Origin of the sequence: Alcanivorax sp. (assembly GCF_002726155.1) — a bacterium.
In the GTDB taxonomy this organism is placed as follows: Bacteria; Pseudomonadota; Gammaproteobacteria; order Pseudomonadales; family Alcanivoracaceae; genus Alcanivorax.
Genome location: NZ_PBSH01000001.1, coordinates 12,368 through 39,013 on the forward strand (window position 1 = coordinate 12,368; position 26,646 = coordinate 39,013).

At 59.3% G+C, this 26,646-nt stretch carries 24 protein-coding genes and 1 tRNA gene; 11 read left to right on the top strand and 14 right to left on the bottom strand.

Annotated features, from left to right (window positions below):
- The first annotated feature begins 10 nt into the window (after positions 1 to 10).
- The gene (locus CL546_RS00065) at positions 11 to 2,632 is read left to right on the top strand and encodes a DUF6351 family protein (protein WP_290492262.1); all 2,622 of its coding nucleotides are present in this window, start codon (positions 11 to 13) and stop codon (positions 2,630 to 2,632) included.
- A gap of 99 nt (positions 2,633 to 2,731) precedes the next feature.
- On the opposite strand, the gene CL546_RS00070 is transcribed toward CL546_RS00065, so the two are convergent.
- A complete protein-coding gene (locus CL546_RS00070) occupies positions 2,732 to 4,540 on the bottom strand; it encodes a beta-ketoacyl synthase (RefSeq protein ID WP_290492263.1) in 1,809 nt (602 codons plus the stop codon).
- Positions 4,541 to 4,972: 432 nt separating this feature from the next.
- Complete coding sequence (locus CL546_RS00075) at positions 4,973 to 6,154, bottom strand: acetyl-CoA C-acyltransferase (RefSeq protein ID WP_290492264.1); 1,182 nt, start codon at positions 6,152 to 6,154, stop codon at positions 4,973 to 4,975.
- Positions 6,155 to 6,484: 330 nt separating this feature from the next.
- Between CL546_RS00075 and CL546_RS00080 the strand changes: the two genes are divergently transcribed.
- The 5 genes from CL546_RS00080 to CL546_RS00100 all read left to right on the top strand — a co-directional run bounded on the left by CL546_RS00080 (position 6,485) and on the right by CL546_RS00100 (position 9,713).
- Positions 6,485 to 7,072 (top strand): superoxide dismutase, encoded by a 588-nt coding sequence (locus CL546_RS00080; RefSeq protein ID WP_290492265.1) that lies wholly within the window; start codon positions 6,485 to 6,487, stop codon positions 7,070 to 7,072.
- A gap of 189 nt (positions 7,073 to 7,261) precedes the next feature.
- Positions 7,262 to 7,822 (top strand): hypothetical protein, encoded by a 561-nt coding sequence (locus CL546_RS00085; RefSeq protein WP_290492266.1) that lies wholly within the window; start codon positions 7,262 to 7,264, stop codon positions 7,820 to 7,822.
- A gap of 108 nt (positions 7,823 to 7,930) precedes the next feature.
- Positions 7,931 to 8,791: a hypothetical protein gene (locus CL546_RS00090; protein ID WP_290492267.1), complete on the top strand. Its 861-nt coding sequence runs from the start codon at positions 7,931 to 7,933 to the stop codon at positions 8,789 to 8,791.
- A gap of 97 nt (positions 8,792 to 8,888) precedes the next feature.
- Positions 8,889 to 9,575 carry a hypothetical protein gene (locus tag CL546_RS00095; RefSeq protein ID WP_290492268.1) on the top strand — a complete coding sequence of 229 codons (687 nt, stop codon included), beginning with the start codon at positions 8,889 to 8,891 and terminating at the stop codon, positions 9,573 to 9,575.
- A gap of 53 nt (positions 9,576 to 9,628) precedes the next feature.
- Positions 9,629 to 9,713 (top strand) — tRNA-Leu (locus CL546_RS00100).
- 139 nt (positions 9,714 to 9,852) lie between these two features.
- Here CL546_RS00100 and CL546_RS00105 read toward each other — a convergent pair.
- From CL546_RS00105 to CL546_RS00115, 3 genes are all read right to left on the bottom strand, one after another.
- On the bottom strand, positions 9,853 to 12,078 hold the full coding sequence (locus CL546_RS00105) for a TonB-dependent receptor (protein ID WP_290492269.1): 2,226 nt from the start codon (positions 12,076 to 12,078) through the stop codon (positions 9,853 to 9,855).
- Between the two features lie 103 nt (positions 12,079 to 12,181).
- On the bottom strand, positions 12,182 to 13,162 hold the full coding sequence (locus CL546_RS00110) for a FecR domain-containing protein (RefSeq protein WP_290492270.1): 981 nt from the start codon (positions 13,160 to 13,162) through the stop codon (positions 12,182 to 12,184).
- Entirely contained in the window at positions 13,159 to 13,695 is a 537-nt protein-coding gene (locus CL546_RS00115) for a sigma-70 family RNA polymerase sigma factor (protein WP_290492271.1), read from the bottom strand. The genes CL546_RS00110 and CL546_RS00115 overlap by 4 nt, the downstream gene beginning before the upstream one ends.
- Before the next feature lie 187 nt (positions 13,696 to 13,882).
- Here CL546_RS00115 and CL546_RS00120 point away from each other — a divergent pair, with 187 nt between their 5' ends.
- Positions 13,883 to 14,401: a transcriptional repressor gene (locus CL546_RS00120; RefSeq protein WP_290492272.1), complete on the top strand. Its 519-nt coding sequence runs from the start codon at positions 13,883 to 13,885 to the stop codon at positions 14,399 to 14,401.
- Between the two features lie 99 nt (positions 14,402 to 14,500).
- On the top strand, positions 14,501 to 14,740 hold the full coding sequence (locus CL546_RS00125) for a hypothetical protein (protein ID WP_290492273.1): 240 nt from the start codon (positions 14,501 to 14,503) through the stop codon (positions 14,738 to 14,740).
- 81 nt (positions 14,741 to 14,821) lie between these two features.
- Here CL546_RS00125 and CL546_RS00130 read toward each other — a convergent pair whose 3' ends face one another.
- From CL546_RS00130 to CL546_RS00150, 5 genes are all read right to left on the bottom strand, one after another.
- Positions 14,822 to 15,769 carry a patatin-like phospholipase family protein gene (locus CL546_RS00130; RefSeq protein WP_290492274.1) on the bottom strand — a complete coding sequence of 316 codons (948 nt, stop codon included), beginning with the start codon at positions 15,767 to 15,769 and terminating at the stop codon, positions 14,822 to 14,824.
- 2 nt (positions 15,770 to 15,771) lie between these two features.
- Positions 15,772 to 17,256: a flavin-containing monooxygenase gene (locus CL546_RS00135; RefSeq protein ID WP_290492275.1), complete on the bottom strand. Its 1,485-nt coding sequence runs from the start codon at positions 17,254 to 17,256 to the stop codon at positions 15,772 to 15,774.
- 13 nt (positions 17,257 to 17,269) lie between these two features.
- Entirely contained in the window at positions 17,270 to 18,043 is a 774-nt protein-coding gene (locus CL546_RS00140; protein ID WP_290492276.1) for an SDR family NAD(P)-dependent oxidoreductase, read from the bottom strand.
- Positions 18,044 to 18,055: 12 nt separating this feature from the next.
- Positions 18,056 to 18,661: a TetR/AcrR family transcriptional regulator gene (locus CL546_RS00145; RefSeq protein WP_290492277.1), complete on the bottom strand. Its 606-nt coding sequence runs from the start codon at positions 18,659 to 18,661 to the stop codon at positions 18,056 to 18,058.
- A gap of 273 nt (positions 18,662 to 18,934) precedes the next feature.
- Positions 18,935 to 19,435, bottom strand: a complete 501-nt coding sequence (locus tag CL546_RS00150) for a DUF1289 domain-containing protein (RefSeq protein ID WP_290492278.1) — start codon at positions 19,433 to 19,435, stop codon at positions 18,935 to 18,937.
- A 305-nt stretch (positions 19,436 to 19,740) separates the two neighbouring features.
- On the opposite strand from CL546_RS00150, the gene CL546_RS00155 reads away from it, so the two are divergent.
- A complete protein-coding gene (locus CL546_RS00155; protein ID WP_290492279.1) occupies positions 19,741 to 20,271 on the top strand; it encodes a DUF2846 domain-containing protein in 531 nt (176 codons plus the stop codon).
- A 160-nt stretch (positions 20,272 to 20,431) separates the two neighbouring features.
- Here CL546_RS00155 and CL546_RS00160 read toward each other — a convergent pair whose 3' ends face one another.
- The 3 genes from CL546_RS00160 to egtB all read right to left on the bottom strand — a co-directional run bounded on the left by CL546_RS00160 (position 20,432) and on the right by egtB (position 23,405).
- Positions 20,432 to 20,956 carry an acyl-CoA thioesterase gene (locus tag CL546_RS00160; protein ID WP_063520971.1) on the bottom strand — a complete coding sequence of 175 codons (525 nt, stop codon included), beginning with the start codon at positions 20,954 to 20,956 and terminating at the stop codon, positions 20,432 to 20,434.
- Between the two features lie 143 nt (positions 20,957 to 21,099).
- Entirely contained in the window at positions 21,100 to 22,089 is a 990-nt protein-coding gene (egtD, locus tag CL546_RS00165) for an L-histidine N(alpha)-methyltransferase (protein WP_290492280.1), read from the bottom strand.
- Positions 22,090 to 22,124: 35 nt separating this feature from the next.
- Entirely contained in the window at positions 22,125 to 23,405 is a 1,281-nt protein-coding gene (egtB, locus tag CL546_RS00170; protein WP_290492290.1) for an ergothioneine biosynthesis protein EgtB, read from the bottom strand.
- Between the two features lie 179 nt (positions 23,406 to 23,584).
- Between egtB and CL546_RS00175 the strand changes: the two genes are divergently transcribed.
- Positions 23,585 to 24,355, top strand: coding sequence for a 3-hydroxyacyl-CoA dehydrogenase (locus CL546_RS00175; protein ID WP_007150543.1), 771 nt, complete (start codon positions 23,585 to 23,587; stop codon positions 24,353 to 24,355).
- A 256-nt stretch (positions 24,356 to 24,611) separates the two neighbouring features.
- Here CL546_RS00175 and ppnN read toward each other — a convergent pair whose 3' ends face one another.
- Positions 24,612 to 25,979, bottom strand: a complete 1,368-nt coding sequence (ppnN, locus tag CL546_RS00180) for a nucleotide 5'-monophosphate nucleosidase PpnN (RefSeq protein WP_290492281.1) — start codon at positions 25,977 to 25,979, stop codon at positions 24,612 to 24,614.
- Positions 25,980 to 26,395: 416 nt separating this feature from the next.
- On the opposite strand from ppnN, the gene CL546_RS00185 reads away from it, so the two are divergent.
- The gene (locus CL546_RS00185; protein WP_007151335.1) at positions 26,396 to 26,611 is read left to right on the top strand and encodes a hypothetical protein; all 216 of its coding nucleotides are present in this window, start codon (positions 26,396 to 26,398) and stop codon (positions 26,609 to 26,611) included.
- Positions 26,612 to 26,646 lie beyond the last annotated feature (35 nt).

Sequence of the window (26,646 nt, forward strand, 5' to 3'; positions counted from 1 at the left end):
GGAGCCTGCGATGAAAATGCCTGCGTTTGTCATGCCTGTCACCCTGACCCTTTTGCTCACTGCTTGTGGCGGGGGCGGGTCATCGTCGGTGCCAGTGACCAGTAACCCCCCTGCTGAGCCCACCCCGAATGAGCCCGATGAGCAGATTGCCGGGGAAGGTGAAATCCGGGTGCTTTCGAATCGGGCAGACCTGATCAGCGGCGGTGATGCATTGGTGGAGGTGATCACACCCGATGCGGCCCAGCTTGAAGGCGCCGTGGTGACACTGGGGGACAGGGCCGTCACCGACCAACTGACGGCTACTGACGCCGGTACCCTGAAAGGCCTGATCAATGGCCTGGCGCTGGGCAGCAACCGGCTGACCGTGGTGCTGGCGGATGACAGCGTGCTGGAGCGGACCCTTATTAACCATCCTAATGGCGGGCCGGTGATTTCCGGGCCGCAAATACAGCCCTGGCAATGCACCAATGCGGCGGCGGTGGATGCCCAGTGCAACCAGCCAGCGGAGTACAGCTTCAAGTATGTGCCCGCCGACAAGCTACAAAATTTGCTGACCAATTTTGATCCAGAGAACCCGGGGATCCCCGGGGCTTTCCAACCTTACGATCCTGCCAATCCGCCAGCCGAGGATGTGATTGCCCGGATCACCACGGATGCCGGTGTGGCGGTGCCTTTTATCGTGCGTACGGAAGAGGGGGTGCAGAATCGGGATCGCTACCTGATCATGACGCTGTACCAACCGGATCAACCCTGGACCGCGCTGAACCCTCAGCCCCAGTGGAACGGCAAATTGCTGATTCACCACGGCGGTAACGTCGGGGTGAGCTATGGCATGGGCGAAGCACCCCGGGGGGATATTGCGGGGACGGCCCCGGAAGGGGCTGAGTTGCTACTGGGTGACAGCATTACCACGGCCCTGGGGCGCGGTTTCATGACCCTCTCCACCGCCCAGGGCAACCTGGGGCATAACGCCAACCTGGTGACCGCCGCGGAATCACTGATGATGGGCAAGGAGCGCATTGTCGAGCAGTACGGCGAAATTCGTTACACCATCGGTACCGGCTGTTCCGGTGGTTCAATCACCCAGCAGCATGTGGCCAATGCCTATCCGGGGATTTATCAGGGGTTGATTGTACAGTGCTCTTACCCGGATGTGTGGACCACCGCCACCCAGTTCGCGGATTACAACCTGCTCAGCCAGTACTTCGGCAATCAGCTGCCCACGGACCCGCAAGGCTTTCAGGATGTGGTTACCCGGTTGTTGAGTTCCGGGGTGATTCCCGCTGCGCAATGGTCCGCGTTCTACGGCCATCTGCCGTTGAATCCGCTGGTCTCGGATCTGGCCTTTTTCCCGGCAGCCTACCCTGACCAGCAAAGCTGCCCGGGTCTGGAAGACGGGGTGACCGTCTATGACGCTCAGGACGCTCCGGGTGGATTGCGTTGTGGCTTGCTGGATTACATGAAATCCCAGTTTGGGCTGCGCTCGCCAGAGGTCTGGACAGCGAATGAGCAGTTGTTATCACGGGGCTTCGGCGGTATCCCGCTGGATAATGTCGGAGTTCAATATGGTCTGCGGGCGCTGCAAAGCGGTGTTATCACCGGTGACCAGTTCCTGAAAGTGAATCGTGAAATTGGTGGCTTGAATGTGGATATCGACTACCAGCCGGAGCGCACCGTGGCTGATAGCCAGGCGCTGCACAATGCCTACCGCACCGGTGCCATCAACTCCGCAGAGCACCTGTCTGGCGTGCCGATCATTGACTTGCGTGGGCCGGATCCGGGTATTGCCCACGATGCCTACCATTCCTGGCAGATGCGAGCGCGGCTGGAAAAAGCACAGGGCCACGCGGATAACCAGGTGATCTGGTACGGCCCGGCGCCCCTGTTTGGCGATACGGTTTATACCACCGAGGCGTTACTGGTGATGGATTTGTGGCTGTCGCAAATTGAAGCGGACGCCTCGGCATTGAGCATTGAAGAAAAAGTCCGTGAGCACAAACCGGTCTACGCCCGTGACCGTTGTTTGTCGGTATCTTCGCTGGTGGGCCCGGAAGGCCCGATCGTGCCGCTCAGTGGCAACCTGCTATACCCGACCCCGATTCTGCCGGGGCTGGACCTGTCGTTGTTGCCGGTGGCGCCGGCAGAGGCGGGGGTGGTGGTGGATGCGCTGACCGGGCAGGTGTGTGGGCTGGATCTGAGTGAATTGCCGGTGGTGTCCGATATCCCCGTGGTGGGCGATCTGCTGGGCACCGTGGCAGATTTGTTATCGCCGATTACCGATCCCCTGGTGGGCCTGCAGCAGACCGTGGTACAGACACGCTTTGGCACCCCGCGCACCGTGGCCGGCGACAGCATAGAAACCCTCACCAACAAGTGCCAGTTGAAACCCGTGGACCCGGCGGATTACCCCACCGTGCTGGACCCGGAAGGGTTTGCAGCGCAGGTCGCAGAGATTTTCCCGCAGGGCGTGTGTGACTACAGCAAGCCGGGGGTGGGGGTGGCGCCCACCGAAACCTGGCTGCAATACGGCGATGCGCAGAACGTTATTTATGGCGGAGAGGCGTTGCCGGGTGAGGCCCCGGCGTCGCGTCAGGGCTGGGCATCTCCGGCCTTTGGCGTGGGCATTCAGTAAATGCCGAGCTTGTTTTTACAAGCGGCAGAGGCTGGCGTCAGCGAGCGGCATGACGCCGCAGGGAGGGCATTGCAGCAAACAATCTTCGCCAGCCTGCTGCTACTGTTTGAACTGGTAATCTTTCAGGCCCGCATCATCATCAAATTGTATGGCCGCTCTTCCCTGTAGTTGCACAGCGTCCTGACTGAGGCTGACGTGCTCATCCGCCATAACGCCTTCATTGAAGCGGTAGATTGGTGCTGGTGCGTGCGTCAGGCAGTGTTCACGGAAATTCGCTTTTGCTTCACGCACTGCCTCGCGGCGTTGTTGCCAGCCAGCGAGGGCCTGCTGGCCATGCCGTTGCGTCAACATGCTTTCCGTCATCGTGTGGGACAGTGCCACTGCGGTGGCGTTGTTGCCGCCAAAGCCCTTGGAGTTGATCAGCGTTGCTTGCAGGTCATCACGGGGCTGATGGGTCAGGCAAAAGTTCAGGTGGTCGCGGTGCACGTCGTCGGCAATATGGTCCACGGTGCGAATGCCTGGCAGCCAGCCATGGGCAAAGCTGCCCAGGGCGGCAGACAACTGATCGCCGCCGGCGCTGCCCAGGGAGTGACCCAGGTAAGCCTTGATGGCAACCACGGGCCAGTGCTCGATGCCAAAGGCCTTGGCGGTACGATCCAGGATTACCGATTCGGTGGTGCGATTCTGCGGCGTGCCGGTGCCGTGGGCGTGTACAAAACTGTGCTGGCGTAGCCCTTGTTCGCCGATCAGCTGGCGGGTCAGGGCGGCGGCCTTGCCCATGGTCAGGTAGTTGCCCACGCCGGGGGCGGAGATGGATTTTTTGCCGCCGTCGGCATGGATGAACACATCGGGGACCGCGCCGAGGATGTCCGCGCCCAGCTCCAGCGCCAGGGTATCGTCCATCAGCACGGTAAACTGGGCGGATTCGGCCATGGTGAAACCGCAGTTCTCCGAGAACGGGCGGCAGGCCCGCTGCAGGTCGGCATGGGCCGCTCCGTCCAGTGCGGCCAATGCCTGGTCTTCTGCCAGGGCGCCCATGGCCCGGTAACCTTCCATGATTTCTGGCACCAGCGGTGCCTCACTGGTGCCGATAATGGCGACCCGCACTCTGCCACTGCGAATGGCGTGGACGCCTTTTTCCAGGTTGTACAGGAAGGTGGCACAGGCGCCCAGCATGCCACCGGTGGTGCCCACGGAGTGCAACACATAGGCATTAAGGAAGTCCGCGGTCATTTCCCCCAGACCCAATGGCACCTGCTTGGAGGTGATGCGTTGGCCGTTGGGGGGGAAGCGCATCACCCCGCCCAGGCCGTTGTCATCCATCTGCGACATGGCATTGCTGGCGTATACGGCGACTTGATCTGGGCGTACCCGATCGGCCACCTGCGCCCAGTCCATGCCCAGATCGCCCAGCGCATCACTGATCCCGAAAATAGCCATTTGCAGGGCACGGGGGTGGTTCCGGGAGGCATACAGCGCACCAGGATCGAAGCCATCCGGTAGCTGTCCGGCGGCGCTAACCCGGCGCGGGGTATCGTGGGGCACCCGCAGGCTCAAGCCTGGGGGCAGGGTGACGCGGCTGCGACGCTTGTCCACGGCGGTGACCTGCCAGCCCGCAGGCAGGCTGTCCGGCAGGTCCATGTTGCGCATTTCCAGGGTAATGGGGGCATCGCTGGTGCCGGCGAGGGCGCCGTGTAGCTGATGGCTGTCGGGGAGGGCGCGAATCAGGGTGTGGGCCAGTACGGCCTCACTGTTATTGTCGGTAAGGCGGGACAAGGCGCTCAGGGTGTCGCGTTGTTGTGTGCTGTCCAGTGCATCGAAAATCAGACGCTGAAACGCAAAATGCTGGGCACTGCGGCCGGCCGCATTGATGCCGCCCATGGCGGTAATAACGGGTAATGCTGACATGGTGCTCCCGGGCTTGTGCCCAACCCAAAACGGTGACTAGCCGGTCAGGGTACAGGTGAAATCCGGTTTTGCGTATACGACTGAGGGCAAATCCGGTCAGGAAAGTGCAACAGAATTTGAAAGTGAAAGCGGATGTTTCGGGGTGGGCTGTTTGAGGTGTGGCTTTGCCATTCTACGACGCCGCTGTAGGAGCGGCGCTCGAGCCGCGAACCGAGCGGAAGCAAGGCAGAGAAGCGTGATCATTTAGAAAGATCTGCTAGACGCTGGAATACCTGATCGCCCTACGGGCGATTTTCGCGCAAGCGCGGTTCGCGGCTCAAGCGCCGCTCCTACGGAGGGGTGGTAGAGGTGGAATACAGAGGGCGCCCCCAACAAAAAACGGGGCCTTTAGGCCCCGTTTCGTCTGGCATCAAGCGTCCAGCGTCAGGCGCCTCACACCAGTTCGATGGCCACTGCGGTAGCTTCACCGCCGCCGATACACAGGCTGGCCACACCGCGTTTGCCGCCGGTGCGCTTGAGCGCGTGGATCAGGGTCAGGATGATCCGTGAGCCGGTGGAGCCCACCGGGTGACCCAAGGCACAGGCGCCGCCGTGGATGTTCACTTTTTCGTGTGGGATGCCCAGATCGATCATCGGCATCATCGCCACCATGGCGAAGGCTTCGTTGATCTCAAACAGGTCCACATCGTCCACGCTCCAGCCGACCTTCTTCATCACCGCTTCGGTGGCACCGATGGGGGCGATGGTGAATTCGCTGGGGTGCTTGCTGTTGGTGGCGTGGGCGAGGATGCGGGCCAGCGGCTGCAGGCCGCGCTCATTGGCAACGGATTCGCGGGCCAGAACCAGTGCAGAGCCGCCATCGGAGATGGAGCTGGCATTGGCGGCGGTGACGGTGCCGTCTTTGGCAAAGGCCGGGCGCAGGGTGGGGATCTTGTCGATCTTGGCATTGCCCGGCTGCTCGTCGGTGTCGACCACGGTTTCGCCCTTACGGGTCTTCACGGTCACCGGTACGATTTCGTCCTTGAACCAGCCGTTGTCGACGGCGGCATTGGCACGGTTAAGGGATTCGATGGCGTAGTTGTCCATGTCTTCGCGGGTGATGTTGCGCTTGTCGGCCACTTCCTGGGCGAAGGAGCCCATCAGACGGCCGGTTTCCGCATCTTCCAGGCCATCAAGGAACATGTGATCCATTACCTGACCATGGCCCATGCGCATGCCGGCACGGGCTTTCTCCAGTATGTAGGGCGCGTTAGTCATGGACTCCATGCCGCCAGACACAACGATGTCGTTGGTGCCGGCCTTGATGGAATCGTAGGCAAACATGGTGGCCTTCATGCCGGAGCCACACAGCTTGTTAATGGTGGTGGCACCGGTGCTGTCCGGCAGGCCGGCCAGACGCATGGCCTGACGGGCCGGGCCCTGTTTCAGGCCGGCGGGCAGTACACAGCCCATGATGACTTCCTGTACGTCCTCGGCTTTGAGGCCGGCGCGAGCGACGGCTTCACGAATGGACGCGGCACCCAGTTCCGGGGCGCTGACAGCGGACAGGGACCCCTGGAAACCGCCCATGGCGGTACGGGCACCGTTTACAATGACGACTGCATCATCAGACATGCTTTTCTCCTGCCAAACAGTTGAAGGCGCTCTTGAAACGCACAAAACGAAAAAGAAACGCCGCGGAACGTAAAAATTGGGGCGCATTGTACTTGAAACAAGGGCATTGCGCCCCATCTGACAAGGACCTGCCGGTCACGGGCCGCTGGCATTTGATAGGTTTTGTCTATGATTGTGAAAGGTAATGCCTTGCCAGCCAGTGCTCGCAGTAGAGATCACGACCGGTAGCTTGTTATTATCGTTTGGCCGCAGGCCACCGGCAGGTTGTCTGCGGGGAATTTCGGCCCGTTGCAGTGAGCAATGGGACAACATGATGTCAGGGGACAAATTATGGCTTTTGAATTACCGCCGCTTCCGTTCGAGAAAAATGCACTGGAACCGCATATTTCTGCCGAGACGCTTGAGTACCACCACGGCAAGCACCATAACGCCTACGTGACCAAGCTGAACGACATGGTTGCCGGCACCGACAACGAAGGCAAATCCCTGGAAGAAATCATCAAGAGCGCCGACGGCGGTCTGTTCAACCAGGCAGCCCAGGTATGGAACCACACCTTCTACTGGAACAGCCTGAGCCCCAACGGCGGCGGCGCTCCCAGTGGTGATCTGGGCGCAGCCATCGACAAGGCCTTCGGTTCTTTCGACGAGTTCAAGAACCAGTTCAACGCCAAGGCAACCGGTAACTTCGGTTCCGGCTGGACCTGGCTGGTGAAGAACAGCGATGGCAGCCTGGAAATCGTCAACACTGACGATGCGGATACCCCGATTGCTCACGGCAAGGGCCAGGCCCCGTTGTTCACCGTGGACGTGTGGGAGCACGCCTACTATGTGGACTACCGCAACGCTCGTCCCAAGTATCTGGAATCCATCTGGAACCTGATCAACTGGGATTTTGCAGCCAGCAACTTTGCTGTCTAAACCGGGCTGCATAAGCTTGACGGCCCATCGCTGGGACCGTTCGGGCAATGAAAAAGGCCGCTTTTGCGGCCTTTTTTGTGTCTTTATGGCGGCAGAAGGGTAAGTTTGGTAGCGTCCGACAAGCTCGGGATCTTGTTGGCCGGATGACGGTCAAATTCCGGGATAATGATGACAATAACAAGGTGTTGTATGCGTTTTATTGGATTGGTGATGTTACTTGCCGGGCTGTGGGCGAACCCGGCCATGGCCGCCGAGCAGGCCAGTGACACAAAAGCAGCGCAAGCAAAGCGCGCTGACGAAGCAGCAAAAAGCCCAGAACAGCAAGCCATGGATACTTTGGCCGAAGCGGGTATCCGCCAAGCCTTGCAGGCAATCCAGCGTTCCGGGGGGATGTATCCGTTTGGCTTGATCCAGTCTGGCGAAACGGTGCAAGCGGTGGGCTATTCCGGCGAAAAAGAGGATGCGCCACCGGCTGATGAATGGGCGCGGGCCTTGTTTGGCAAGTTGCGCGCCATTGGCAATGAGCAACCGGATGTGGACCTGATGGCCCTTTTTCGGCTCCATGAAATCACCAACGATAATGACGAAAAAATCGTGGGTGTGTGGGCAGAAGTGGACCACCGTAACGTTCGCCCGTGGGTGATTTTCTTGCCCTTGGTAAAAAATGAAGAAGGCAAACATGAACTGGGTGAAATGATTTATTTCGCCACTGAGCAGCCGCTATTCGACAAGGCCGTAGTGGACAAGTGATATGGCGGGTGACAGCACATCGGTTGAACGAAAAGTAGAGACCGTAAACGGTATTTTGGTGTGAACCTTGGCAACATATGAACCGAGGCTCTGGATTAGGATTTTGGAATGACGCGAGATCGTGAAGTCAATCTTGGTGACCTGAATGAGGTTGCTGTTGATGAACCCCGAGCCAACACGTCCCGTGCGGCGCCGGGTGGTAATGGCAAAAAAGCGCCCCCGGGTGGCGGCAAGCCGGCGCCGAAACCGCAGAAACCGGCGTCATCCGGTGGCGGCAATGGTGGCTGGATGGCTGCCTGCCTGGTACTGGTGGTGCTGATTGCCGTGCTGGGCGTCTGGTTCAATAAGCAGGTGACGGGCCTGCAGGCGCAGCTGGATAATCGGCTAACGGAATCCAGTGAAAAAATGGGCAATCTTCAATCCCGTTTGTCAGCGACCGATGAAAGCCTCAACCAGTCCTCCGGCAAGCTGCTGGATACGGTTCAGTCCCACGGCAAGAAGCTGGAAGCCAATGAGGATGAAATTCGCAAGTTGTGGGATCTGAGCAACAAGCGAAATAAAGCCGCCATTGCAGAACAGAAAAAAGCACTGAACACGCTGTCGTCTTCGGTGAAAGAAGTGAAAAAAGGGCAGGCCGGTGTGGACGGTAAATTAAAAAACATCAGCACTGATGCCGCTGCGCTGAAAAAGCAGGTGGAAAGTGCGGTGGCGGCTGTGAACAAAAGTAGCGATCAGTGGCAGAGCCAGATCGGGCAAATGCAGACCCGGGTGGAAGTGCTGGTAGACAGCATCAAGCAGCTTGAGCGTCAGCAAGCCAACCTGAAAAACGGTCTGGACAAGGTGGAAAAAGCCCAGAGCAAGATCTCGACACTGGATTCCCGTGTGGATGATGTGGAAGCGGCGGTGGCGGCGTTTGATGCCTATCGCCTGCAGGTCAACAGCCGTCTGGATTCACTGGAAGGGCGTTGATTGGCTAACCGGCAGTGGGCTGGATTCTCCGGGGGGAGAGGCGGGCCCGCTGCTGACTTCAATCTGAATAAACAATAATCAAAAAGAGCGTTTTGCCATGGCCAAGATGCCGCATAGCCCGTTATCGGAAAGTAAGGCAAACCGGTTGCAGGGCTTGAACCAGGATGTGTTGGCGGTTGCGCCGCCGGCGCCATCGCCCGATACCGAGTCCACTCCGTTTATTTCCCCGCCCCGGCAGAGGCCGGTCAACATGTCCGAAGGAGGGCGCTCCGGGCTGCTCTGGTTGTCCCTGGCGCTGGGTATGGTCGCGGTGGTCCTGGCGGTGGCGCTGTGGCTGGGCCAGCGAGCCGCCAACCGTGAACTGAGCGAAGTGCGGCAACAGTACTATCAGCTGGCTGCGGAGCTGGCGGAACAGCCTTCCCGTTCCTCAACGGCGCCGCGAGCCTCTGCCGGAGCATCCGCTGATGTGGCAGCATCGGTGCGCGATGACCTGCGCCAGTTGAGTGCCAAGGTTCGTGGGCTCACCGTGGCGGTGGCCAAATTGAACAGCGCTGATAACGGCGAGGCGACCGTGGCACTGGAGAAGCGTCTGGATGGGTTGGGCGCCAGCGTCAAGGCGTTGTCGTCGCGAGTGAGTGCGCTGGCGAATACGCGGCCACCGGTGCAACCGGTCGCGCAGCCAGTGTCACAGCAGGATGATTCCCGGTTGAGTGCGCTGCAAAACCGGGTCAGCAAAATCGATCAGGACCTGCAGGCGCTTTACCGTATTCTGCAGGGCGGTTAACCGGCTGGCGGGGCTGGTAATTAGCCGATAGCCTGCTAGAATAGCCGCCCACTGCGCCAGTGGTGGAATTGGTAGACACGCCAGATTTAGGTTCTGGTGCCGAGAGGTGTGAAGGTTCAAGTCCTTCCTGGCGCACCATCACAAAGAAAGGCCGCAACAGTTTCCTGTTGCGGCCTTTTGCGTTTTCTCCTCCTGAAAAGTCACGAGCGCCTTTCAGTAGCACTGCAGCGGCCCCACCACCGGTGTGGCCAGCCGCTGGGTGTTCGGTGCACAAGCACTAGAAGTTGTAGCGAACATCCATGTTGATGGAGCGGCCCGGTTCCAGCAGGGGTTCCACGGTGGCGAATTCCTGGCCATAGCTGGCGCGCTCGGTGTATTCCTCGTTGTTCAGGTTGTCCACGGACAGGCGCAGAGACAGGGCATCGATGGGGGTGTAGTTCACGTATACATCGACCACGGTGTAACTGTCCTGCTTTTCCCCAAGGCCACGGGACTCCAGATCGTCATTTTCCAGGGCGATTTCCGTGGTCAGGCCAAGGGCCCATTGTGTGTTCGGCCAGTAGAGTTCGCCGCTAATGGCCACCTGTTCACCCAGCGGCACGGTGAAATAGTTGCCGTCGTAAGAAGTGGCGAATTCGTCATCCATTTTGGATTCGATATCGGCATAGGTGACTGCCAGTCGGCCCAGGTCGGCACGGTAACCAACAGTGGTGTCGAAGCCGTTGATATCAAAGTCCGAGAACAGGTCCGGGCCACCACCATAGGTAGGAACGCGGGCATCGCGCAGGCCGGTTTCAAACTGATTCGCCTCGACGAAGAAACCGTTCCAGTTAGCCTTGAACCCTACGGTGTGGTTGTGAGACTGCACCGGTTTCATGTCGTTATAGACCCAGGCGCCGTTGAGAATAAAGTTTTCGGCCAGCGCAGTGCCGCCCCAGACATCGGCGTAACCGGCATTGATGGCAAAGTGTTCGTTGAAATGAAATTCGGCGAAGACGTTGCTGCTGGTGCCTTCGTCTTCATGGCTGGAATCATCGGTGCCGGTGAAATCCTGCTGGTCATGGCGCAGGCCGTAGGACAGGTCCAGGCGCTGGAACAAGGTCTGGCGAAACTGCACGAAAACACCGGTATTTTCCGCCTGTTCTTCCAGGTCCGGGTCTCCTGCGAACTGGAATACGGCGCTGTCATCGTAGTAGTCCATGCCGGCAGTGATATCAACGAAACCGGTGTGGAAGGTGTTTTTGGCGGTGGCCGAGACGCTTTCGGTGATGCCGGTGTATTCCACGGTGGTGTTGGGGGCGGTCAGCGGATTTTCGCTGGTGACCAGCTCGGTCTCGTTGTGGGCGAGGGTCACTTCCGGGTTCCATAGCCCGCTGCCTTTTAATCGGCTGTAACCAAGCACGGTGTTCTGGCGGGTCAGGTCATAGTTACGGGAAGCCGGTACAGGGCGTCCTGCGTTAAGGCCGGAAAAGTTGGCTCGATAAGGGCGTTCTGCATCGTCGTTGACCACTTCGTGGCTCAGCTCGATTCGACCGATATCAGCATTGTCGTAGGCCAGCTTGGCCAGGCCACTAAGCAGCCCGGGCTCGGTGTAGGGAACGTTATCGCCATTGGCGTCTTCGTAGTGATTGCCTTCTACCTGCTTTACATAGCCCAGCGCTTCGAAGCCGTTACTGCGACCGAACAGGGAACCGGCAGTGGTGACAGCATCGCCATTGGAGGCATAGCGGCCGTTCAGGAAGCCGCCCAGGTTATCACCGGGGGCGAGCATATCTGCCACATCCACGGTTTCGTATTTTAGCGCACCGCCCAGTGCACCGGGGCCGTCATCGGCAGAGGCCACGCCGGCGGCGGCACTGGCGGACTTCAGAAGAGAAGGATCGATCAGGTTGGTGGCGTTGTGGTGGAACACCTTGTTGTTCTGCCGGGCACCATCCACGGTGACCAACATGGCGGTTTCTTCCACGCCGCGCACATAGACTTTTTCGTTGACCGGTATGGAGCCGCCTACAGACACGGAAGCTTCGTTCTTGAACAGGTCCTTGGTGTCCTGGGGTTGCACCCGCGCAATATCGCTGTGGTCATAGCTGACGATGTTTTGCAGATTGTCGCCGCGGGCGGCGTTGACTTTGACGGGCTCCAGGGTGGATACGCTGGAGCTGGCCTTGGCCAGGGAAAAAGAACCATCTGCCTGTGCGTTTGCCACCAGGCCGGTGCCGGCGAGGATCTGGCTCAGGCCCTGTGCCGGGGTGTAGCTGCCTTGCAGGCCCTGGCTCTGTTTGCCCGCGGCAAGCTGCATATCACCGGCAATCAGGGTGCCGGAGGCGGTGGCAAAATGAGCCAGCACCGCGTTGAGCGGCCCGGCCGCGATGTTGTATTGCTGCTGGCCGGTTTCTGCCTGGGCAGAGAGAGGCAAGGTCAGGGCGAGAGGGAATGTCAGGCCCATGGCAAGGCGCAGTGTCATTGCTCGCAATGCGGGGCGGGCAGGTTGGTAACGGCTCACGGTCACTCCAGTATTATCAGGATTGTGGTGCCCCTTTCTGTCGGGACTTACTGATATATCGAATAGCGCGCTGCAAAGCGGAAAAATTTTTTCGTTTTTTTGATCAGGGGGTGGCGGGGTGGATATTGGTCCAGCCGGGCAGAGGGCGGGTGACCCGAATGGGCAGCACGGAAGCCAGCATGTCCAGTGCCTGTTGTGGGTTGGTCAGCGGGAAGCCCCCGAATACGCGCAGGTCGGCCACTGCCGGGGACAGGTTGATGTAGCCATGCTGGTAGCGACCGAGTTCATCAACCAGCGCGGCCAGACGGATATCGTCTGCCACCAGAATTCCCTTGTGCCAGGTTTCCCGTGCGGGGTCGGCGGGGTGAATCGGTTGCAGGGCGTTGGCGGAAAAACGGGTTTGTTGCCGAGGGTGCAGTACGCTTTTCTGCCGTGCCTGGTTGGTAATTTCCACCGCGCCGTCGTAGACCGCGAGGAAGGTGGTGTCGGTTTCCCGGCGCACTGTGAAACGGGTGCCGAGAGGCTGAAGCTGGCCTTGGGGGGTAAACACCAGCAAAGGGCGTGAGTCCGCCTTGCCGGTTTCAATCAGCACTTCGCCCTGTCTCACATGGATTTGCCGTTGCGGGCCATCCAGCACGGTGTCGATGGCGCTGTTGGTGTTTAACCACAGGCGGCTGCCGTCGGCCAGCGTCACGGCGCGAATTTCACCTGTGCCGGTTCGGTACTGGGCGCCCCAGCCCGCCAGCAGGGTGGGCAGTGGTGTTTGCCGCCAACTCACCCAGCCCAGGCCGCCGGTACCTATAGCGAGTGCCAGGCCGGTGATGACGCTGCGGCGTTGTATGCGGTTGTGGCGAGCCTGTTTCAGGGTGGCTTCGGCGTGCACCGGGTGGGTGGCGCTGGCGGTGCTGAACTGGTGTTCAATGCGCTCCACCATTTGCCAGCCGCGCAGGTGGTCCGGGTGCTGTCGGAGCCATTGCTGCCAGCGCAACGTGTCGCTTTCACCGGCCTGCCCAGAGCGCAGCAGGGCAAACCAGTCGGCGGCGTCACTGAGAATCTGGTGATCGATGGGGGCTGTAACGTTCATGATGGCGCGGTTGTGCCAGCGCCTTCCAGTCGCGCTTGCAGACGCAGACAGGCAAGCATGGCTTTGGAGAGATGGTTGCGCACGGTCCGTTCGGACACACCTAGCTGCGTGGCGATTTCCTTGCCGGTGAGGCCATGCACCATGGACTGGATAAAGGCATGGGCCACCGCGTCGGGTAAGCGGCGCAGCATGGTGTCGATTTCCACCAGGGCTTCCAGGGCGGCGGTCTGCTGTTCAGCGGACGGACTTTCCTGTTCGGGCAGGTGGAGCAGGGTATCCAGCCAGGCCTGCTCGATTTCCCGGCGACGCCACAGGTCAACACACAGGCCGCGGGCCATGCGGCTCAAGTAGGCGCGGGCGGTGTGGTGGCTCAGGTGGCGGGGCTTGGTGAGCAGGCGAATAAAGGCGTCGTGAGCCAAATCAGCGGCATCATCGCGGTTACCGAGCCGCCGTTGCAATATGCCATGCAACCAACGGTGGTAGTCGGTATATAGCGTTTCCACTGACAGGGATTTCTGCGCCACCCCGGACATGATCCCGCCCCCCAGCGTTGTTCTGTAAAGAATGAATGCCGAATACTATTTGAGAATGGGTATCATTACAATAATGAGAATGAAATGCATGGTGTGACGCCTGCCCCGGTTTCCGCTTTTATTCGAGAAAAATGTCACCATCGGTGGGCGTCATTCGTCTTCTATAGAGACAGGGAAAAAATGCGCGATGCAGAAGGAGCTGAAGATGGAAGGTAAGGGCATGAATGAGGCCCCGGGGCTGACCGTTGAAGTGAGTAAGGGAGAAGAGCGTGGCGGGGCGGCCAAGAGTGATGAGCAATGGTTGGCCGGGGCGGGGCTGAAAGCCACGTTGCCGCGGGTGCGGATCCTGCAGCACCTGAAAGCCGCCCACGATGAGCAGCGTCATCTGGGCGCTGAAGACATCTACGCCCGCTTGTATCAGGCGGGGGAAAGGATTGGTATTTCTACCATTTACCGCGTGTTGCTGAACCTGGAGCAGGTGGGGTTGGTTACCCGTCATCAGTTTTCCCAGGGGGCCGTGAGTCGCTGTGTCTACGAGTTGTCATTCGGTGAACACCATGACCACATGGTATGCGTGGAAACGGAGCGGGTGATTGAATTCCGTGATCCGGTCATCGAGGCGCGGCAGGAGAAAATTGCCGAGGCCCACGGCTATGAAGTCGTTGGCCGGGAGCTGGTTATCCGGGTTCGCCGTATCACCCCGTAGCCGGCAGGGCTTGGCGCTTGTCAGACCAGCGGTCAGCCCTTGCCTTGTGCTTGCCCGGTTGGGTGGGTACAACCATAGAAAGTCTTGATGGGAGGCACGGTGCGAGATACGACGCAAGACAGCCATGATGACAACAACAACCGCAATCGTCGCGAAGAGAGGCCGCGCTCGCCAATACAGCGCGTGCTGGAAAAGGAAAAATTGATGTTTCTGGCGTTGGTGATGCTGGTAGCGGGCGCGTTAATGCTCGGGTTCTTCGCCCATTCGGAAGGGATTGAGGCGCGCACGGCCCTGAAGGATATCCACGTAACCCTGACTCAGGCAGCCAATTCCCTGTAGCAGGCTGTTGTGTTCAGCAATACGGCCCTTGATCAGGGGCAACAAGGCCGGAGGTGTCTCCGGCCTGCTTCCGTTAGTCCGTCAGCCTATGGCCATGCGCACTGTTTCGGCAGTGGTTATTTGTGCCGTATCGTAGACCTGCCGGCGTCGTTTCGGGTCCATCATGTTGTAACCGAAAGCGGTCAGATCCTGCGCATTGGGCTCGATGCGGATGACGCGTTTGCCGCTTTTTTCCAACAAGGCGACTTCCCGGTCCACGATTGTGGTCATGTAGCGGCGCACCCGCCGTTCTATCTTCATCAACGGAGAGCGGGGCTGGTCCGGCTGGCGTGAGGCCATGGGGGCCAGCACGATTACTTCATCCACTGCACTGTCGGCCAGCAGGTCTGCGGAGGTGGGCGAGGCGACGCCGCCATCAATGTAGGTGCGATCAGCCACGGTGACCGGCGGACACCAGAATGGCACCCCATAAGATGCGCACACCGCATCGGCAATGGTGGCGCTGGGTGCGCCGCCCTTGCCGAAAGGAATCCGTTTGCCGCTGTCTGTGTCCACCGCCATGATCCAGGTAGCCGGGTGGCTGACCCAGCCCTTGCCGGCGGTGGCGGTATTGACCAGCTGACGGAAGGGGGCCATGTCGAACTGCCCGCGTGGTAGCAGTCCGCAGATGGCGGTTAGCGGCGAAATCTCTCCGCGCAATCCTTTCAGGGCCAGTTTGGCGCCGGTAAACCGGGCCCCGGGCAAGGGCGGTAGTGCGCCGCCGGTATCGGTGTCGTGGTCCCATTGGCAGTGGTCGCTGGTGCCTTGTTGGCAGTCGCGCAATTGGGCCACGGACACGCCGCTACCCAGCAGGGTGGCGAGCACAGCACCGGCGGAGGTACCGACCAGAATATCCGCATCACGGGCGTCCCAGTCCAGTTGCTGTTCCAGATGGTGCAGGGCTGCAATGGACCAGGCGCCGCCGGCGACGCCACCACAGCCGATGACCAGCGCCCGGCGAGGTAAGGGTGAAGACGTGGTGTCAGCCATGATCAGAATACCTCCTGGGAGGCAGGGGTGAGGGTGTAATTGTCAGCGTCGAACGTTTTCAACAGCCGTTGCATTTCCAGGGTGCTCCAGGGGAAGCCGACGCTGTTCAAGCCGTTCTTGTCCAGGTAGTAACTGGAGCAGCCGCCGGTGTTCCAGACCGTGCCCTGCAGGTCTTTCTGGACCTTGCGGTTGTACTGTTGCTGCACCTCGGCCTTCACTTCAATGCGGTCCAGTTGCTGTTCGCGCATGGTTTTCAGGGTGCTGACGATGTAGTTGATCTGCGCTTCGATAACGATAAACGCGGAATTGTGGCCGATGCCCAGGTTGGGGCCGAGTACCATGAAGGCATTGGGCAGGCCATTGATGGTGGTGCCCCGGTAGGCCTGCATGCCGTCTTCCCACATCTGGCTGAGCGACTGGCCGGCATCATTGAAAATATGGTTGGCGATGGGTGGTTCGGTGACAAAAAAACCGGTGCCGAGAATCACCGTGTCGACTTCACATTCACTGCCATCCTGGCCCACCAGCGTCTTGCCGCGAACTTCTTTCAGGCCGGTGTGGAACACATCCACATTCGGTTGGTTCAGGGTCGGGTAATAGTTGTTGCTCATCAATACGCGCTTGCAGCCAAGGGTGTAATCCGGGGTGAGTTTGGCGCGCAGTGTCGCGTCCTTGATGGCCACTTTTAGATGCGCCAGACCCAGCTTCTGGATTTGCCGCAGGAGGGTCGGGCGGCGGAAGCCGATGCCGAACGTTTCAAAACCGCCGTAGAGCATCTTGCGCCAGGCGCTCAGGGTGAACGGCAGGCGGAAGAAGTTTTCCTCGATCTTGGGGATGCTGTGATCTGGCTTGGGCAGCACCCATTGCGGGGTGCGCTGGAACAAGGTCAGGTGTTGGGTTTTGGGCTGTATTTCCGGGACGAACTGAATGGCTGAGGCCCCGGTGCCGACCACCGCCACGCGCTCGCCGGTCAGGTCGTGATCGTGATCCCAGCGCGAGGAATGGAACAACTTGCCCGCGAAGTTTTCCAAGCCGGGAATGGCCGGAATAATCGGTTCGTGCAGGTAGCCGGAGCAGGCCACCACGGTGCGTGCCAGATAGAGCTGGTCAGCGGTTTGCACTTCCCACAGGTTCTGGCTCTCGCGCCATTGCGCCCGTTCTACTGCCTGGTTGAAACGAATCGATGCAGGGATGTCGTAACGCTCAGCGGTATCGCGGACGTAATCGAGAATTTCCGCCTGCCCGGCAAAGGCCCGGGTCCAGTCCGGTTTCTGGGCGAAGGAATAGGAATACAGCGCAGAGGGTACATCGCAGGCGCAGCCCGGGTAGGTATTGTCCCGCCAGGTGCCGCCCAGGTCGGCCGCTTTTTCCAGGATCACAAAGTTATCGAACCCGGCTTCTTTGAGGCGAATGCCCAGGCCGATGCCACTGATGCCGGCACCGACAATCAGGGTGTCATAAATCGGAGTGTTGGCTTGCTGTGTCATGGTCGGTCCGTGGTTACTGGTTCGGTTGCGGGCTGAAGAAATCCATCGCCCGGTTGGTCAGGTTCAGGTTGGCGACTTGCTTGGCGAGGCTGTAGATATCCGGGTAAATCACCCGGGCGCCGCCCTTACGGAACGTTTTGTAAATTCGCTCAGCCAGAACATCCGGCTTGCCGGTGGGAATAAAGCGTGAAGCGGGCCCTTTTTTCACCTGGCTGCGGGCATGGTTTTCCAGGCCGGAATAGATCGGGCCGGGATAGACCGTAATCACATTGACGCCTTGCTTCTTCAGGTCCAGCCGGGCGATTTCCGAGGCCAGGCCGATTCCCGCCTTGGCGCCGCCGTAATAGCTGCAGCCGCGAATCGGCACGCGCCCGGCCATGCTGGCCACATTGATTACACAACCGTGACGGGCTTCCACCATGGCGGGCAGGGCCAGGTCCATCAGCCGCATGGGGGCGGTGAAGTTGATGTCCAGCAGACGTTTGCCTTTTTCCCAGCCGGTGCCGGTGATGCTGATGATGTCCATGATGCCGGCACAGTTGACCAGCACGTCCACCGGGCCGCGGCGGTCTTCCAGTGATTGCCACCAGGCGGGCAGGGCGTCGATATCCGTCAGATCACAGGTTTCTGCCTGGGCTCCGTGTTGCTCGGCGGCAACAGCCAGTGCCTCGGCATTTAAATCGACCAGGGTGATACGGGCCTCGGGGTGGTGCTGTCGAAACTGGCCGGCAAGCTGGCCGCCAATGGCGCCGGCACCGCCGGTAATCAGGATATGGGTTGGGGTCATGGCTGTTGTTCCCTAGTGGTTGTGGTTGGCAATGGCAAGCCAACAGGCGTCCCGTGCCTGTTTAAGGTCGCTATCGCTGAGTGTCAGGTAGCCCAGGCGCTCTGCCTTGAAGATGCCGACAAAGGCGCCCCAGAACAGGGCGATGGCCAGGTCTGGTTTCATGTGGTTACCGAGCAGGCCGGTGCGTTGGCCGATGACTACCATTATCCCCAGTGGAATCAGCAGGGCCCGCTCACTGTGTCGGCTGTGTTCGGTGAGGTAGCTGTGATGATCCTGCATTTCCAGAAACTGGAAGGCTTCAGGCTCTTCACGGGCAAAGGCGGTGAGCCGGGCCCACAGGCTGTCGAACAGGCTGCGCGACGGGTGCATCAGGTCCAGGTCGGTGAGCAGCCGTTCTTGTAGCTGCTGCTTGGTGTCCTGGAATACTGCATTGATCAGGGCTTCCTTGCTGTCGAAGTAGCGGTATAGCGTGCCGACACCGACCCCGGCTTCTGTGGCAATCGGGGGAACCGGTGTGCCGTGCAGACCATGTTTGGCAAATACCTTGAGGGCAGCCTGGATAATCAGGTCTCGTTTGCCTTCACGTGCATTGGGAGAGGGGCTGGTGGCCAGGCTCATAAGAGGCTTCTCACTTCAGAATGAATGTTCATTCCGTTAATGTGCCACTGAATGATGTCTTGGTGAAGAGGGTTTTCGGTCAAATGGGGCCAAATGACGATAGTGCATCGTAGACGCGTCGCTGGCAGCGCGTTCGCCCAAGGGTGGAAAGCTCGATTTACTCTAGAACCACTGAGCCGGCTGGGGGAAAAGGAGAGACGCTGTTGCGTTACGGAAAAACAGTTTAGTCAGGACCCGGCATCGCGCCGCTAGCGCTGCTCCTACGGATAGGGGCTAGATAAGCCCTTTCTCCCGGGCGGCGTGCTCGGTGAGTTCCGCCACGAGGGTAACCGGGCGAGCGTAGGAGCGGTCGTAGTGAGCCTGGGACAGGGCGTGGCATTCGGCGCTGATCTGATCGTACAGCTGCCGTGGAGTCAGTCCGTCGCTGGGGGGCAGTGCCCGCAGGCCGAAATAGTCATAGGGGATCATCTTGGAGCCGGCGGCCTTGAGCAGCTCCGGCACCCAGCCCTGGGGAGACAGTTGGGGCTGGTAGCGAAGATTCTGAAAATCCAGCTCCGTAGCCAGTCGGTCGGCGTCTGCCACTACAAAATAGTTATCCACGACCTGGCATAGCAACAGGTTCAGGCGCCGCCAGACGATGGTTTTTTCCTCGTTGGTGTAGCCATTCCAGTGCACGACCTCGTGGCTGAAACGACGACAGCCACGGCAGACTGTGTCACCGAACACGGTGGAACAGACGCCAATACAGGGGGTGTGGATTCGATTTACTGCCATGGCGAAATCCTAACAGAAAACCCCGGGCCTGGGAGGGTCGCGCCGGTCGGTTGCCGGTAATTTGAGCGCTTGCCTGTTACGCCGCAGGCGGCGGGCTTCAGGGCCTGTGGGGGCGGCGCCTGCGGCTTGAGCAATGCGGGCAAATCGGCCATAGTTGGGCGTTCAACATTGCTTTACGTTGCACCCAATAATAAACAGGGCCGATCTGGACGCACCGGATACGGCAACGCTGGAGAATAATAATGCGATTGGCTGTGCTGCTGGCGGCTTGCCTTTGGGCACTTTCGGGTTGTTCCGGAGTCGGGATGGGGATTCCTTCCACGCCGGGTGCTTTTCTGGATGCGCCGAAGGGAAAAACCTTTGCCCCCATGGATACGCTCGATCCGCGTAATGCCATGGTCTATATCTACCGTCCGATTACCCGCTGGGGTTATGAAGAAGTCCAGGCGCCGGTTTTCTTTATGGACTCTTCCCAGCTGTTCGGCCTGAAGGCCGGGGCCTACGAATGGCTGGAGTTGCCAGCTGGCACCCACGATTTCTACGCTCGCCGCCCGCTCAGTGTGCTGTACCTGAAGATGGTGTTTGAGATGCCGTTGAAGGTGGATGGTGGCCAGGAATACTTCTTCCGCTATTCGGAAACCCGCCCACTGGACATGGAAGAGCTGGTTGCTAACCCGGAAGATTATCAACAGGCTGGGCCACTGCAGCAGGTGCCCCGTGCGCTGGCGCTGCGGGAAATTGCCGATCTGCGGCTGGATGAGCCGGGAGTGTATTACGGCGGTGATGACGTGAAAGAGAAGCGCTGGGCGCCGTTTTATACCTATTCGACGGAATAAAGACCCGCTACAAGCGACAAGCTTCAAGCTGCAACACGGGCGGAGCTGGTGCCAAACGAACGGTTGTCTTGGCCGCGCTTTGTGCATGTTGATGAATCAAAAAAAATGGGGAACCCTTTCGGGTTCCCCATTTTCATTTTTGCAGCTAGCAACTTCTTGGCTAGTCGCTCTCCGTCAACCGTCGCTTGGTCTGTAGCAACCGCTTCCACTGCTCTACATATTCGGGCAAGGCGGGGGAGGTCAGGTTCATGCCGGTCATTTCCTGCACGGTCTGGGGGCTGACGGATTTTCCGCCGTAGACGTTAGCCACACGCAACAGGGCGTGGGTGTGCAGCTTGCGCTGGGACTCGAAGCGCTGGTCGTAGTACACGTATTTGTCGTCCCAACCGAGGATCCGGGTGTGTACCTGGAATTGCTGATAGGGGCGCAGTTCACGGATATAGGCAATTTCGGTATTGGCCACGACACCGTTGCAGCGGGCTTCGAGCATGCGGTTGAGCAGGCCGGTGACCACGGCATGTTCCAGCCGGCTGCGGTCCATGAACTTCAGGTATTTGGCATTGTTCAGATGCATGTTCAGGTCGATATCCAGCAGGCCCACCCGGAATTCCATGGTGACCACATCAAACAGCTGGTGCGTAGGCGGCCGTTTACGACGTCGCGCTGCGCTGATCAGTTCAAGCATCCGATCTCCCTATGCCACGGTTATCACCGCAGCCCCATTTATTATCGTTGGTAACGTGTACAGAAAAACGCCGTTCAGTATAACGGCACTGGAACCGGTTCACACTATTTGCGGGATCGGGGTTACAGCTTTTACGTTCTCGGCTACACCTGAGCCAGATGAAGACTGAACAGGTTGTCCGGGTCGGTCCAGCAGCTTAGCGGGGTGAAGCCTGCCGTGACCAGTTCGGCACTGAAGCTTTCCACGGTGAATTTATAGGAATTCTCGGTGTGGATGCGGGTGCCGCTTTTCAGGGTGAGGGTGCGTTCCCCCAGGTGAATGTGCTGGTCGCTCAGGCACTCCAAGTGCATTTCGATGCGCTGTCGGGCGGTATTGTAGAACGCCACATGCTGCATATTATCGGTATCGAACTGGCAACCCAGTTCCCGGTTCAGGTGGTGCAGGGCGTTCATGTTGAAGGCGGCCGTAAGGCCTTCAGCATCGTTATAGGCGGCATTGAGGCGTGTATCGGGTTTTTGCAGGTCGGCGCCGATCAGCAGGGCGCCACTGGGGCCAGCCAGCGTGCGCAGCCCCTTGAGAAATTCGCTGCGGGCGGCCGGTTCAAAATTGCCAATGGTGGAGCCGGGAAAAAACACGACCCGCCCCGGTTGTGCCAGGCCTTGTGGCATGGCCATCGCCTGGCAGTAATCGGCGCACACGGCGCTGATGTGCACGTCGGGAAAATCCTGGGCTAGTTGGCGAGAGGCGCCAAGCAGGCACTCACGGGAAATTTCCAGTGGCATGTAGTGACGGGGCTGCCAGGCATCCAGCAGCAGGCGCACTTTTTCACAGCTACCGGCACCGGGTTCGGCAATGGTTTGCGGTTGGTTGAGCCGTGCCTGGATTTCTTCAGCATAGCCGGTCAGCAGTGAGGTTTCGGTACGGGTGGGGTAGTACTCCGGGGTGCGGGTGATGCGGTCAAACAGGGCGGAGCCGGCTTCATCGTAAAAATACTTGGGGTGCAGGGACGGGCCGGGAGCTGAAAGGGACTGGCTGACCTCCGCAAGCATATCGGTGGCTGGTGGGTACAGGTCGTAAAACGTCAGGTTCGGGCAAAGCTGCTGGTGGTTCAACGGAGTCTGTTGATGCTTCATCTTAGCCTCTGCAAGAAGTCGGAGTGGTGCGCCTGTCAGCCATCATTGGCCTTCTTGTCGCAGGCGAGCCGAATGCCACTGAACTGCCAGCGATGATGGGGGTAGAAAAAGTTGCGGTAACTGGCGCGCAGGTGGCCGGCGCTGCTGGCACAGGAGCCGCCGCGCAGTACCATCTGGTTGCACATGAACTTGCCGTTGTATTCGCCCACGGCCCCATGGGCGGCCTGGAAACCCGGATAGGGCAGGTAGGCGCTGGCGGTCCATTCCCAGACATCTCCGAACAGATGGGCAAGGCTGGCGTCGCGGGCAGCGCCGGGTTGAAACGAGCAATTATCGGACGGGGAATCCGCGAAGGTGCCGGCGATTGCCTGGCTGTGGGCCGCGTGTTCCCATTCCTGTTCTGTGGGCAGGCGTTTGCCCGCCCAGCGTGCGTAGGCGTCAGCTTCGTAGTAATTCACATGAGCCAGGATCTGGCTGTCGTGGAGGGGTTGCTGGCCGGCCAGAGTAAAGTGGTGCGTCAGGGCGGGATTCCAGTACAGCGGGCGTTCGGCCTGCTGTTGTTGCACCCAGCTCCAGCCATCGGAAAGCCACAGGTCCGGTTTGCGGTAACCGCCATCCAGAATAAAGGCGCGAAACTCCCCCTGAGTCACGGGACGGTTGGCCAGCTGGAACGGTTCCAGCCAGACCTTGTGGCGAGGCGTTTCATTGTCAAACGCGAAGCCACCGCAAGCGCCAATCTCCACCAATCCGCCCTCGAAGTCCTGAAACGTCAGCGGTGGCGTGCCCCCTGGGATGTTCACGGGCTGGGTGATGGCCGGAGACAGGGGGTTGAAAGAAAGGCTGTATTTCAGGTCGGTGAGCAACAGCTCCTGATGTTGTTGTTCGTGGTTGAGGCCCAGCTGTACCAGCGGCGTGAGGCTATCGGTCCGCGCCAGCAAATCGGCCATGGCGGCATCCACCTGGTGGCGCCAGGCCATCACTTCATCGTTAGTGGGGCGCGATAGCAGATGGCGTTGAGGGCGAGGATATTGCTCGCCGATGCCGTTGTAATAGCTGTTGAACAGGTATTCGAATGCGGGATTGGCGGGCTGATAACTGGGCAGGTGAGGCTTGAGCAGAAACGTTTCGAAGAACCAGGTGGTATGCGCCAAGTGCCAGCGGGGTGGGCTGGTGTCCGGGCAGGCTTGCAGGCCCATGTCTTCGGCGAGCAGGGGCGCACATAATTGCTCGCTGAATTGCCGGGTTTGCCGGTACTGATCGGCGAGCCAGGTGGTATCGTCCTGTCTGACGGTGTCGGGCAAGGCTTTCCCTCCCATGCCATGGGTCAAGGTGCGGTCCTGATGACTGCAATGACGCAATCTCACCTTAAAGCAGTCCCGGTTTGAGCGAAAGCAACAATGAGACGCTTGCGCGGGCTGGGTATACTCCGGGTAACGTTTTTCAGAGGCTCCTTAATAGCCCGTTACCTTTCTACCTTTCACAAGAAGGAGAGCATATGAATATTACCGATAAAGTGGCCGTGATTACTGGTGGTGCCTCAGGCCTGGGCCAGGCGACTGCAGAAGCGATTATTGCCAAAGGCGGCAAGGTCATGATTTTTGATCGTGACGACAAGAAAGGCCCGGAAGTGGCTGCCCAGCTGGGTGATAATGCGGCTTTCACCCAGACCGACGTGACTGACGAAGCGTCCGTGAAAGCAGCGGTGGATGCCACTGTGGCCAAGTTTGGTGCCATTCATGTGTGTGTTAACTGCGCGGGTGTGGGCTCCGCCATGAAAACCGTAGGCCGTGAGAACAAGCCTCACGATCTGGGCGTATTCAACATGGTGGTGCAGATCAACCTGATCGGTACCTTCAATGTGGCGCGCCTGGCCGCCGCCGCCATGGCCGAGAATGAGCCGGGCGAAGATAACGAACGCGGCCTGATTGTGAACACCGCTTCTGTGGCCGCTTTTGATGGCCAGGTGGGTCAGGTTGCTTACGCGGCAACCAAAGGCGGTGTGGTCGGCATGACCCTTCCCATCGCCCGTGACTTGGCGCCGCTGGGGATTCGTTGCAACACCATCGCCCCGGGGATTTTCAACACCCCGCTGATGAATGCGGCCCCGGACAAGGTGAAGCAGCCGTTGATCGAAATGACCCAGTTCCCGAAGCGCCTGGGTCACCCACAGGAATACGGTCAGCTGGTATGCCACATGATCGAGAACAAATTCCTCAACGGCGAAACCATCCGTATCGATGGCGGTATCCGCATGCAACCGCGGTAGCAAAAAGAGACGCAGCACGCGTCACGCTACACGCAGCACGAAAAAGCCCCGGTTTTCCGGGGCTTTTTGCTGTCTACGAAGCCGCTGTAGGAGTTCCCTTCCAAGGGACGAACCGAGCGCAGCGAGGCGACAGAGATAACCGCCTGCTGCAATCGACGGTTGAGTAACCCGTGATTTCGATCTTTCCATGTTTACGGGCCGGTTCGTCCCCTGGAGGGGAGCTCCTACAGTGTGGCTCGTTATTAGCCGTTATCTGTTACCCCACCAACTCATAACACGGCTCGTAATGGCTGCCCGGCAGTTTCATACGTTGCTGTTCCACAAATGCTTTGAGCAGCTCGTCCAGATGCTTCATCAGGGCGTTGGGCGCGTGCAGCTTGTAGGGGCCGTGTTGTTCGATGGCGTGAATGCCGTGCTCTTTCACGTTACCGGCGACAATGCCCGAGAAGGCCCGGCGCAGGTTGGCGGCCAGTTCGTGGACAGGTTGATTCGTATCCAGATTCAGTGCGGCCATGGCCTCGTGGGTGGGTAGGAAAGGGTGTTGAAATTCCAGCGGTACATTGAGGCGCCAGTTGAAGTAAAAGGCATCATCATTATCCCGACGGAACAGGGTCAGGCGGTCAATGCCGTGGCACATGGCCAGGGCGACGGCTTCCGGGTCGTCGATAATGATCTGGTAGCGTTCGGCTGCCTTGTCACCCAGTGTGTAGCGAATAAATGCATCCACCTGACGGAAGTAATCGGCGCTGCTGGCGGGGCCGGTGAGTACCATGGGCAGAGGAATGTCAGCATTGTCCGGGTGCAACAAAACGCCGAGCAAATAGAGAATTTCCTCGGTAGTGCCGACCCCGCCTGGGAACACGATGATGCCGTGGGCCAGGCGCAGGAACGCTTCCAGGCGTTTTTCGATATCTGGCATGATCACCAGTTCGTTGACGATGGGGTTGGGCGCTTCCGCAGCAATAATGCCCGGCTCGGAAATCCCCAGATAGCGACCTTCTTTTTCCCGTTGTTTGGCATGGGCCACATGGGCGCCTTTCATGGGGCCTTTCATGGCCCCGGGGCCGCAGCCGGTGCAGATATCCTTGTGGCGCAGGCCTAGCTGGTAGCCCACGCTTTTGCTGTAGTCGTATTCGTGGCGGGAGATGCTGTGCCCGCCCCAGCAAACCACCATGTTTGGTGACGCTCCGGCTTTCAGGACCCCGGCGTTGCGCAGAATATGGAATACCGCGTTGGTAATGCCTTCGCTGTTATTCAGGTCGAAACGGTCGTTGTTCTGGATCTCGTTGGCCACGTAGACGATATCGCGCAATACCGCAGACAGGTGCTCGCGAATACCGCGAATCATGCGTCCGTCCACGAAGGCGCCAGCTGGGGCGTTGTCCAGCTTCAGGCGCAGCCCGCGGTCTTCCTGGATCACTTCGATTTCGAAGTCGTGGTAGGTTTCCAGTACCTCGCGGCTGTCATCGGTGGGGGTGCCGCAGTTCAGCACCGCTAGGGCGCAGCGGCGCAGCAGGTCATGCAAGCCACTGCCAGAGGTATCGCGCAGGCGCTCCACTTCATGTTGGCTGAGTACTTCCAGGCTGCCTTCTGGCGCCACAATGGTCGATACCGTTTCGGTCATAAGATCGGTCCGTCGCAAATAATCAGGTCGGTTTAATACCGGTGTTGAGCTTGTTCTGTCATCGCTTTCAGAGAAAGTACCAGAGCAAGAATGAAAGAGAGTACCGTAGTCCGGGCGAGAAAGGAGTGTTGGGGGGGAAGGCGCTGCTTTCAAGCCGGAAGCCCGCCCGTCGGCGGACAAGTGTTTTTACATTTTGCCGGGGAACGACGGGCCGGCACGTGCGTCCGATTTAACATCAAGGCGGGAATGTTCACTGGCATTCTTTATGCAGGGACTTACCGATACGGGCCAAGTAGCCTGTTATGTTGATATGGGGCAACGCCTTGTCATGAAGTTGTCGCCATTATCGGCCAGACTTGATCAGTTTCGGGGCCGCTGAACAGGCCTCAGCAGAGAGTGAGACTCAGGAGCAAACCATGTTGCTCAAGTATTTGAATCAACTGGAACAGGCCGTGAAAGCGGCATCCGAACATCCGGATTCGGCTACCGTTACCCGTTGCGCCGATTGTGTGGCGACGCTGGATGCCTACCTGGATGCACAAATGGAGCCGGTGCAACGCCGTGGTCGGGAATTGATGGATGGGCTGATTCCGGCGCATCTGCACGACCGGGTTTGTCAGCGGCTGCACTAGGAACGCGAAGCGCCGCGGGTCACCAGTGAAATGTC

What these genes read in the sequence shown, in the direction of transcription:
- CL546_RS00065 (WP_290492262.1), top strand. Translation starts at nt 11, where the DNA reads ATGAAAATGCCTGCGTTTGTCATGCCTGTCACCCTGACCCTTTTGCTC.
- CL546_RS00070 (WP_290492263.1), bottom strand. Translation starts at nt 4,540, where the DNA reads ATGTCAGCATTACCCGTTATTACCGCCATGGGCGGCATCAATGCGGCC.
- CL546_RS00075 (WP_290492264.1), bottom strand. Translation starts at nt 6,154, where the DNA reads ATGTCTGATGATGCAGTCGTCATTGTAAACGGTGCCCGTACCGCCATG.
- CL546_RS00080 (WP_290492265.1), top strand. Translation starts at nt 6,485, where the DNA reads ATGGCTTTTGAATTACCGCCGCTTCCGTTCGAGAAAAATGCACTGGAA.
- CL546_RS00085 (WP_290492266.1), top strand. Translation starts at nt 7,262, where the DNA reads ATGCGTTTTATTGGATTGGTGATGTTACTTGCCGGGCTGTGGGCGAAC.
- CL546_RS00090 (WP_290492267.1), top strand. Translation starts at nt 7,931, where the DNA reads ATGACGCGAGATCGTGAAGTCAATCTTGGTGACCTGAATGAGGTTGCT.
- CL546_RS00095 (WP_290492268.1), top strand. Translation starts at nt 8,889, where the DNA reads ATGGCCAAGATGCCGCATAGCCCGTTATCGGAAAGTAAGGCAAACCGG.
- CL546_RS00110 (WP_290492270.1), bottom strand. Translation starts at nt 13,162, where the DNA reads ATGAACGTTACAGCCCCCATCGATCACCAGATTCTCAGTGACGCCGCC.
- CL546_RS00115 (WP_290492271.1), bottom strand. Translation starts at nt 13,695, where the DNA reads ATGTCCGGGGTGGCGCAGAAATCCCTGTCAGTGGAAACGCTATATACC.
- CL546_RS00120 (WP_290492272.1), top strand. Translation starts at nt 13,883, where the DNA reads ATGCAGAAGGAGCTGAAGATGGAAGGTAAGGGCATGAATGAGGCCCCG.
- CL546_RS00130 (WP_290492274.1), bottom strand. Translation starts at nt 15,769, where the DNA reads ATGGCTGACACCACGTCTTCACCCTTACCTCGCCGGGCGCTGGTCATC.
- CL546_RS00135 (WP_290492275.1), bottom strand. Translation starts at nt 17,256, where the DNA reads ATGACACAGCAAGCCAACACTCCGATTTATGACACCCTGATTGTCGGT.
- CL546_RS00140 (WP_290492276.1), bottom strand. Translation starts at nt 18,043, where the DNA reads ATGACCCCAACCCATATCCTGATTACCGGCGGTGCCGGCGCCATTGGC.
- CL546_RS00145 (WP_290492277.1), bottom strand. Translation starts at nt 18,661, where the DNA reads ATGAGCCTGGCCACCAGCCCCTCTCCCAATGCACGTGAAGGCAAACGA.
- CL546_RS00150 (WP_290492278.1), bottom strand. Translation starts at nt 19,435, where the DNA reads ATGGCAGTAAATCGAATCCACACCCCCTGTATTGGCGTCTGTTCCACC.
- CL546_RS00155 (WP_290492279.1), top strand. Translation starts at nt 19,741, where the DNA reads ATGGGGATTCCTTCCACGCCGGGTGCTTTTCTGGATGCGCCGAAGGGA.
- CL546_RS00160 (WP_063520971.1), bottom strand. Translation starts at nt 20,956, where the DNA reads ATGCTTGAACTGATCAGCGCAGCGCGACGTCGTAAACGGCCGCCTACG.
- egtD (WP_290492280.1), bottom strand. Translation starts at nt 22,089, where the DNA reads ATGAAGCATCAACAGACTCCGTTGAACCACCAGCAGCTTTGCCCGAAC.
- egtB (WP_290492290.1), bottom strand. Translation starts at nt 23,405, where the DNA reads ATGGGAGGGAAAGCCTTGCCCGACACCGTCAGACAGGACGATACCACC.
- CL546_RS00175 (WP_007150543.1), top strand. Translation starts at nt 23,585, where the DNA reads ATGAATATTACCGATAAAGTGGCCGTGATTACTGGTGGTGCCTCAGGC.
- ppnN (WP_290492281.1), bottom strand. Translation starts at nt 25,979, where the DNA reads ATGACCGAAACGGTATCGACCATTGTGGCGCCAGAAGGCAGCCTGGAA.
- CL546_RS00185 (WP_007151335.1), top strand. Translation starts at nt 26,396, where the DNA reads ATGTTGCTCAAGTATTTGAATCAACTGGAACAGGCCGTGAAAGCGGCA.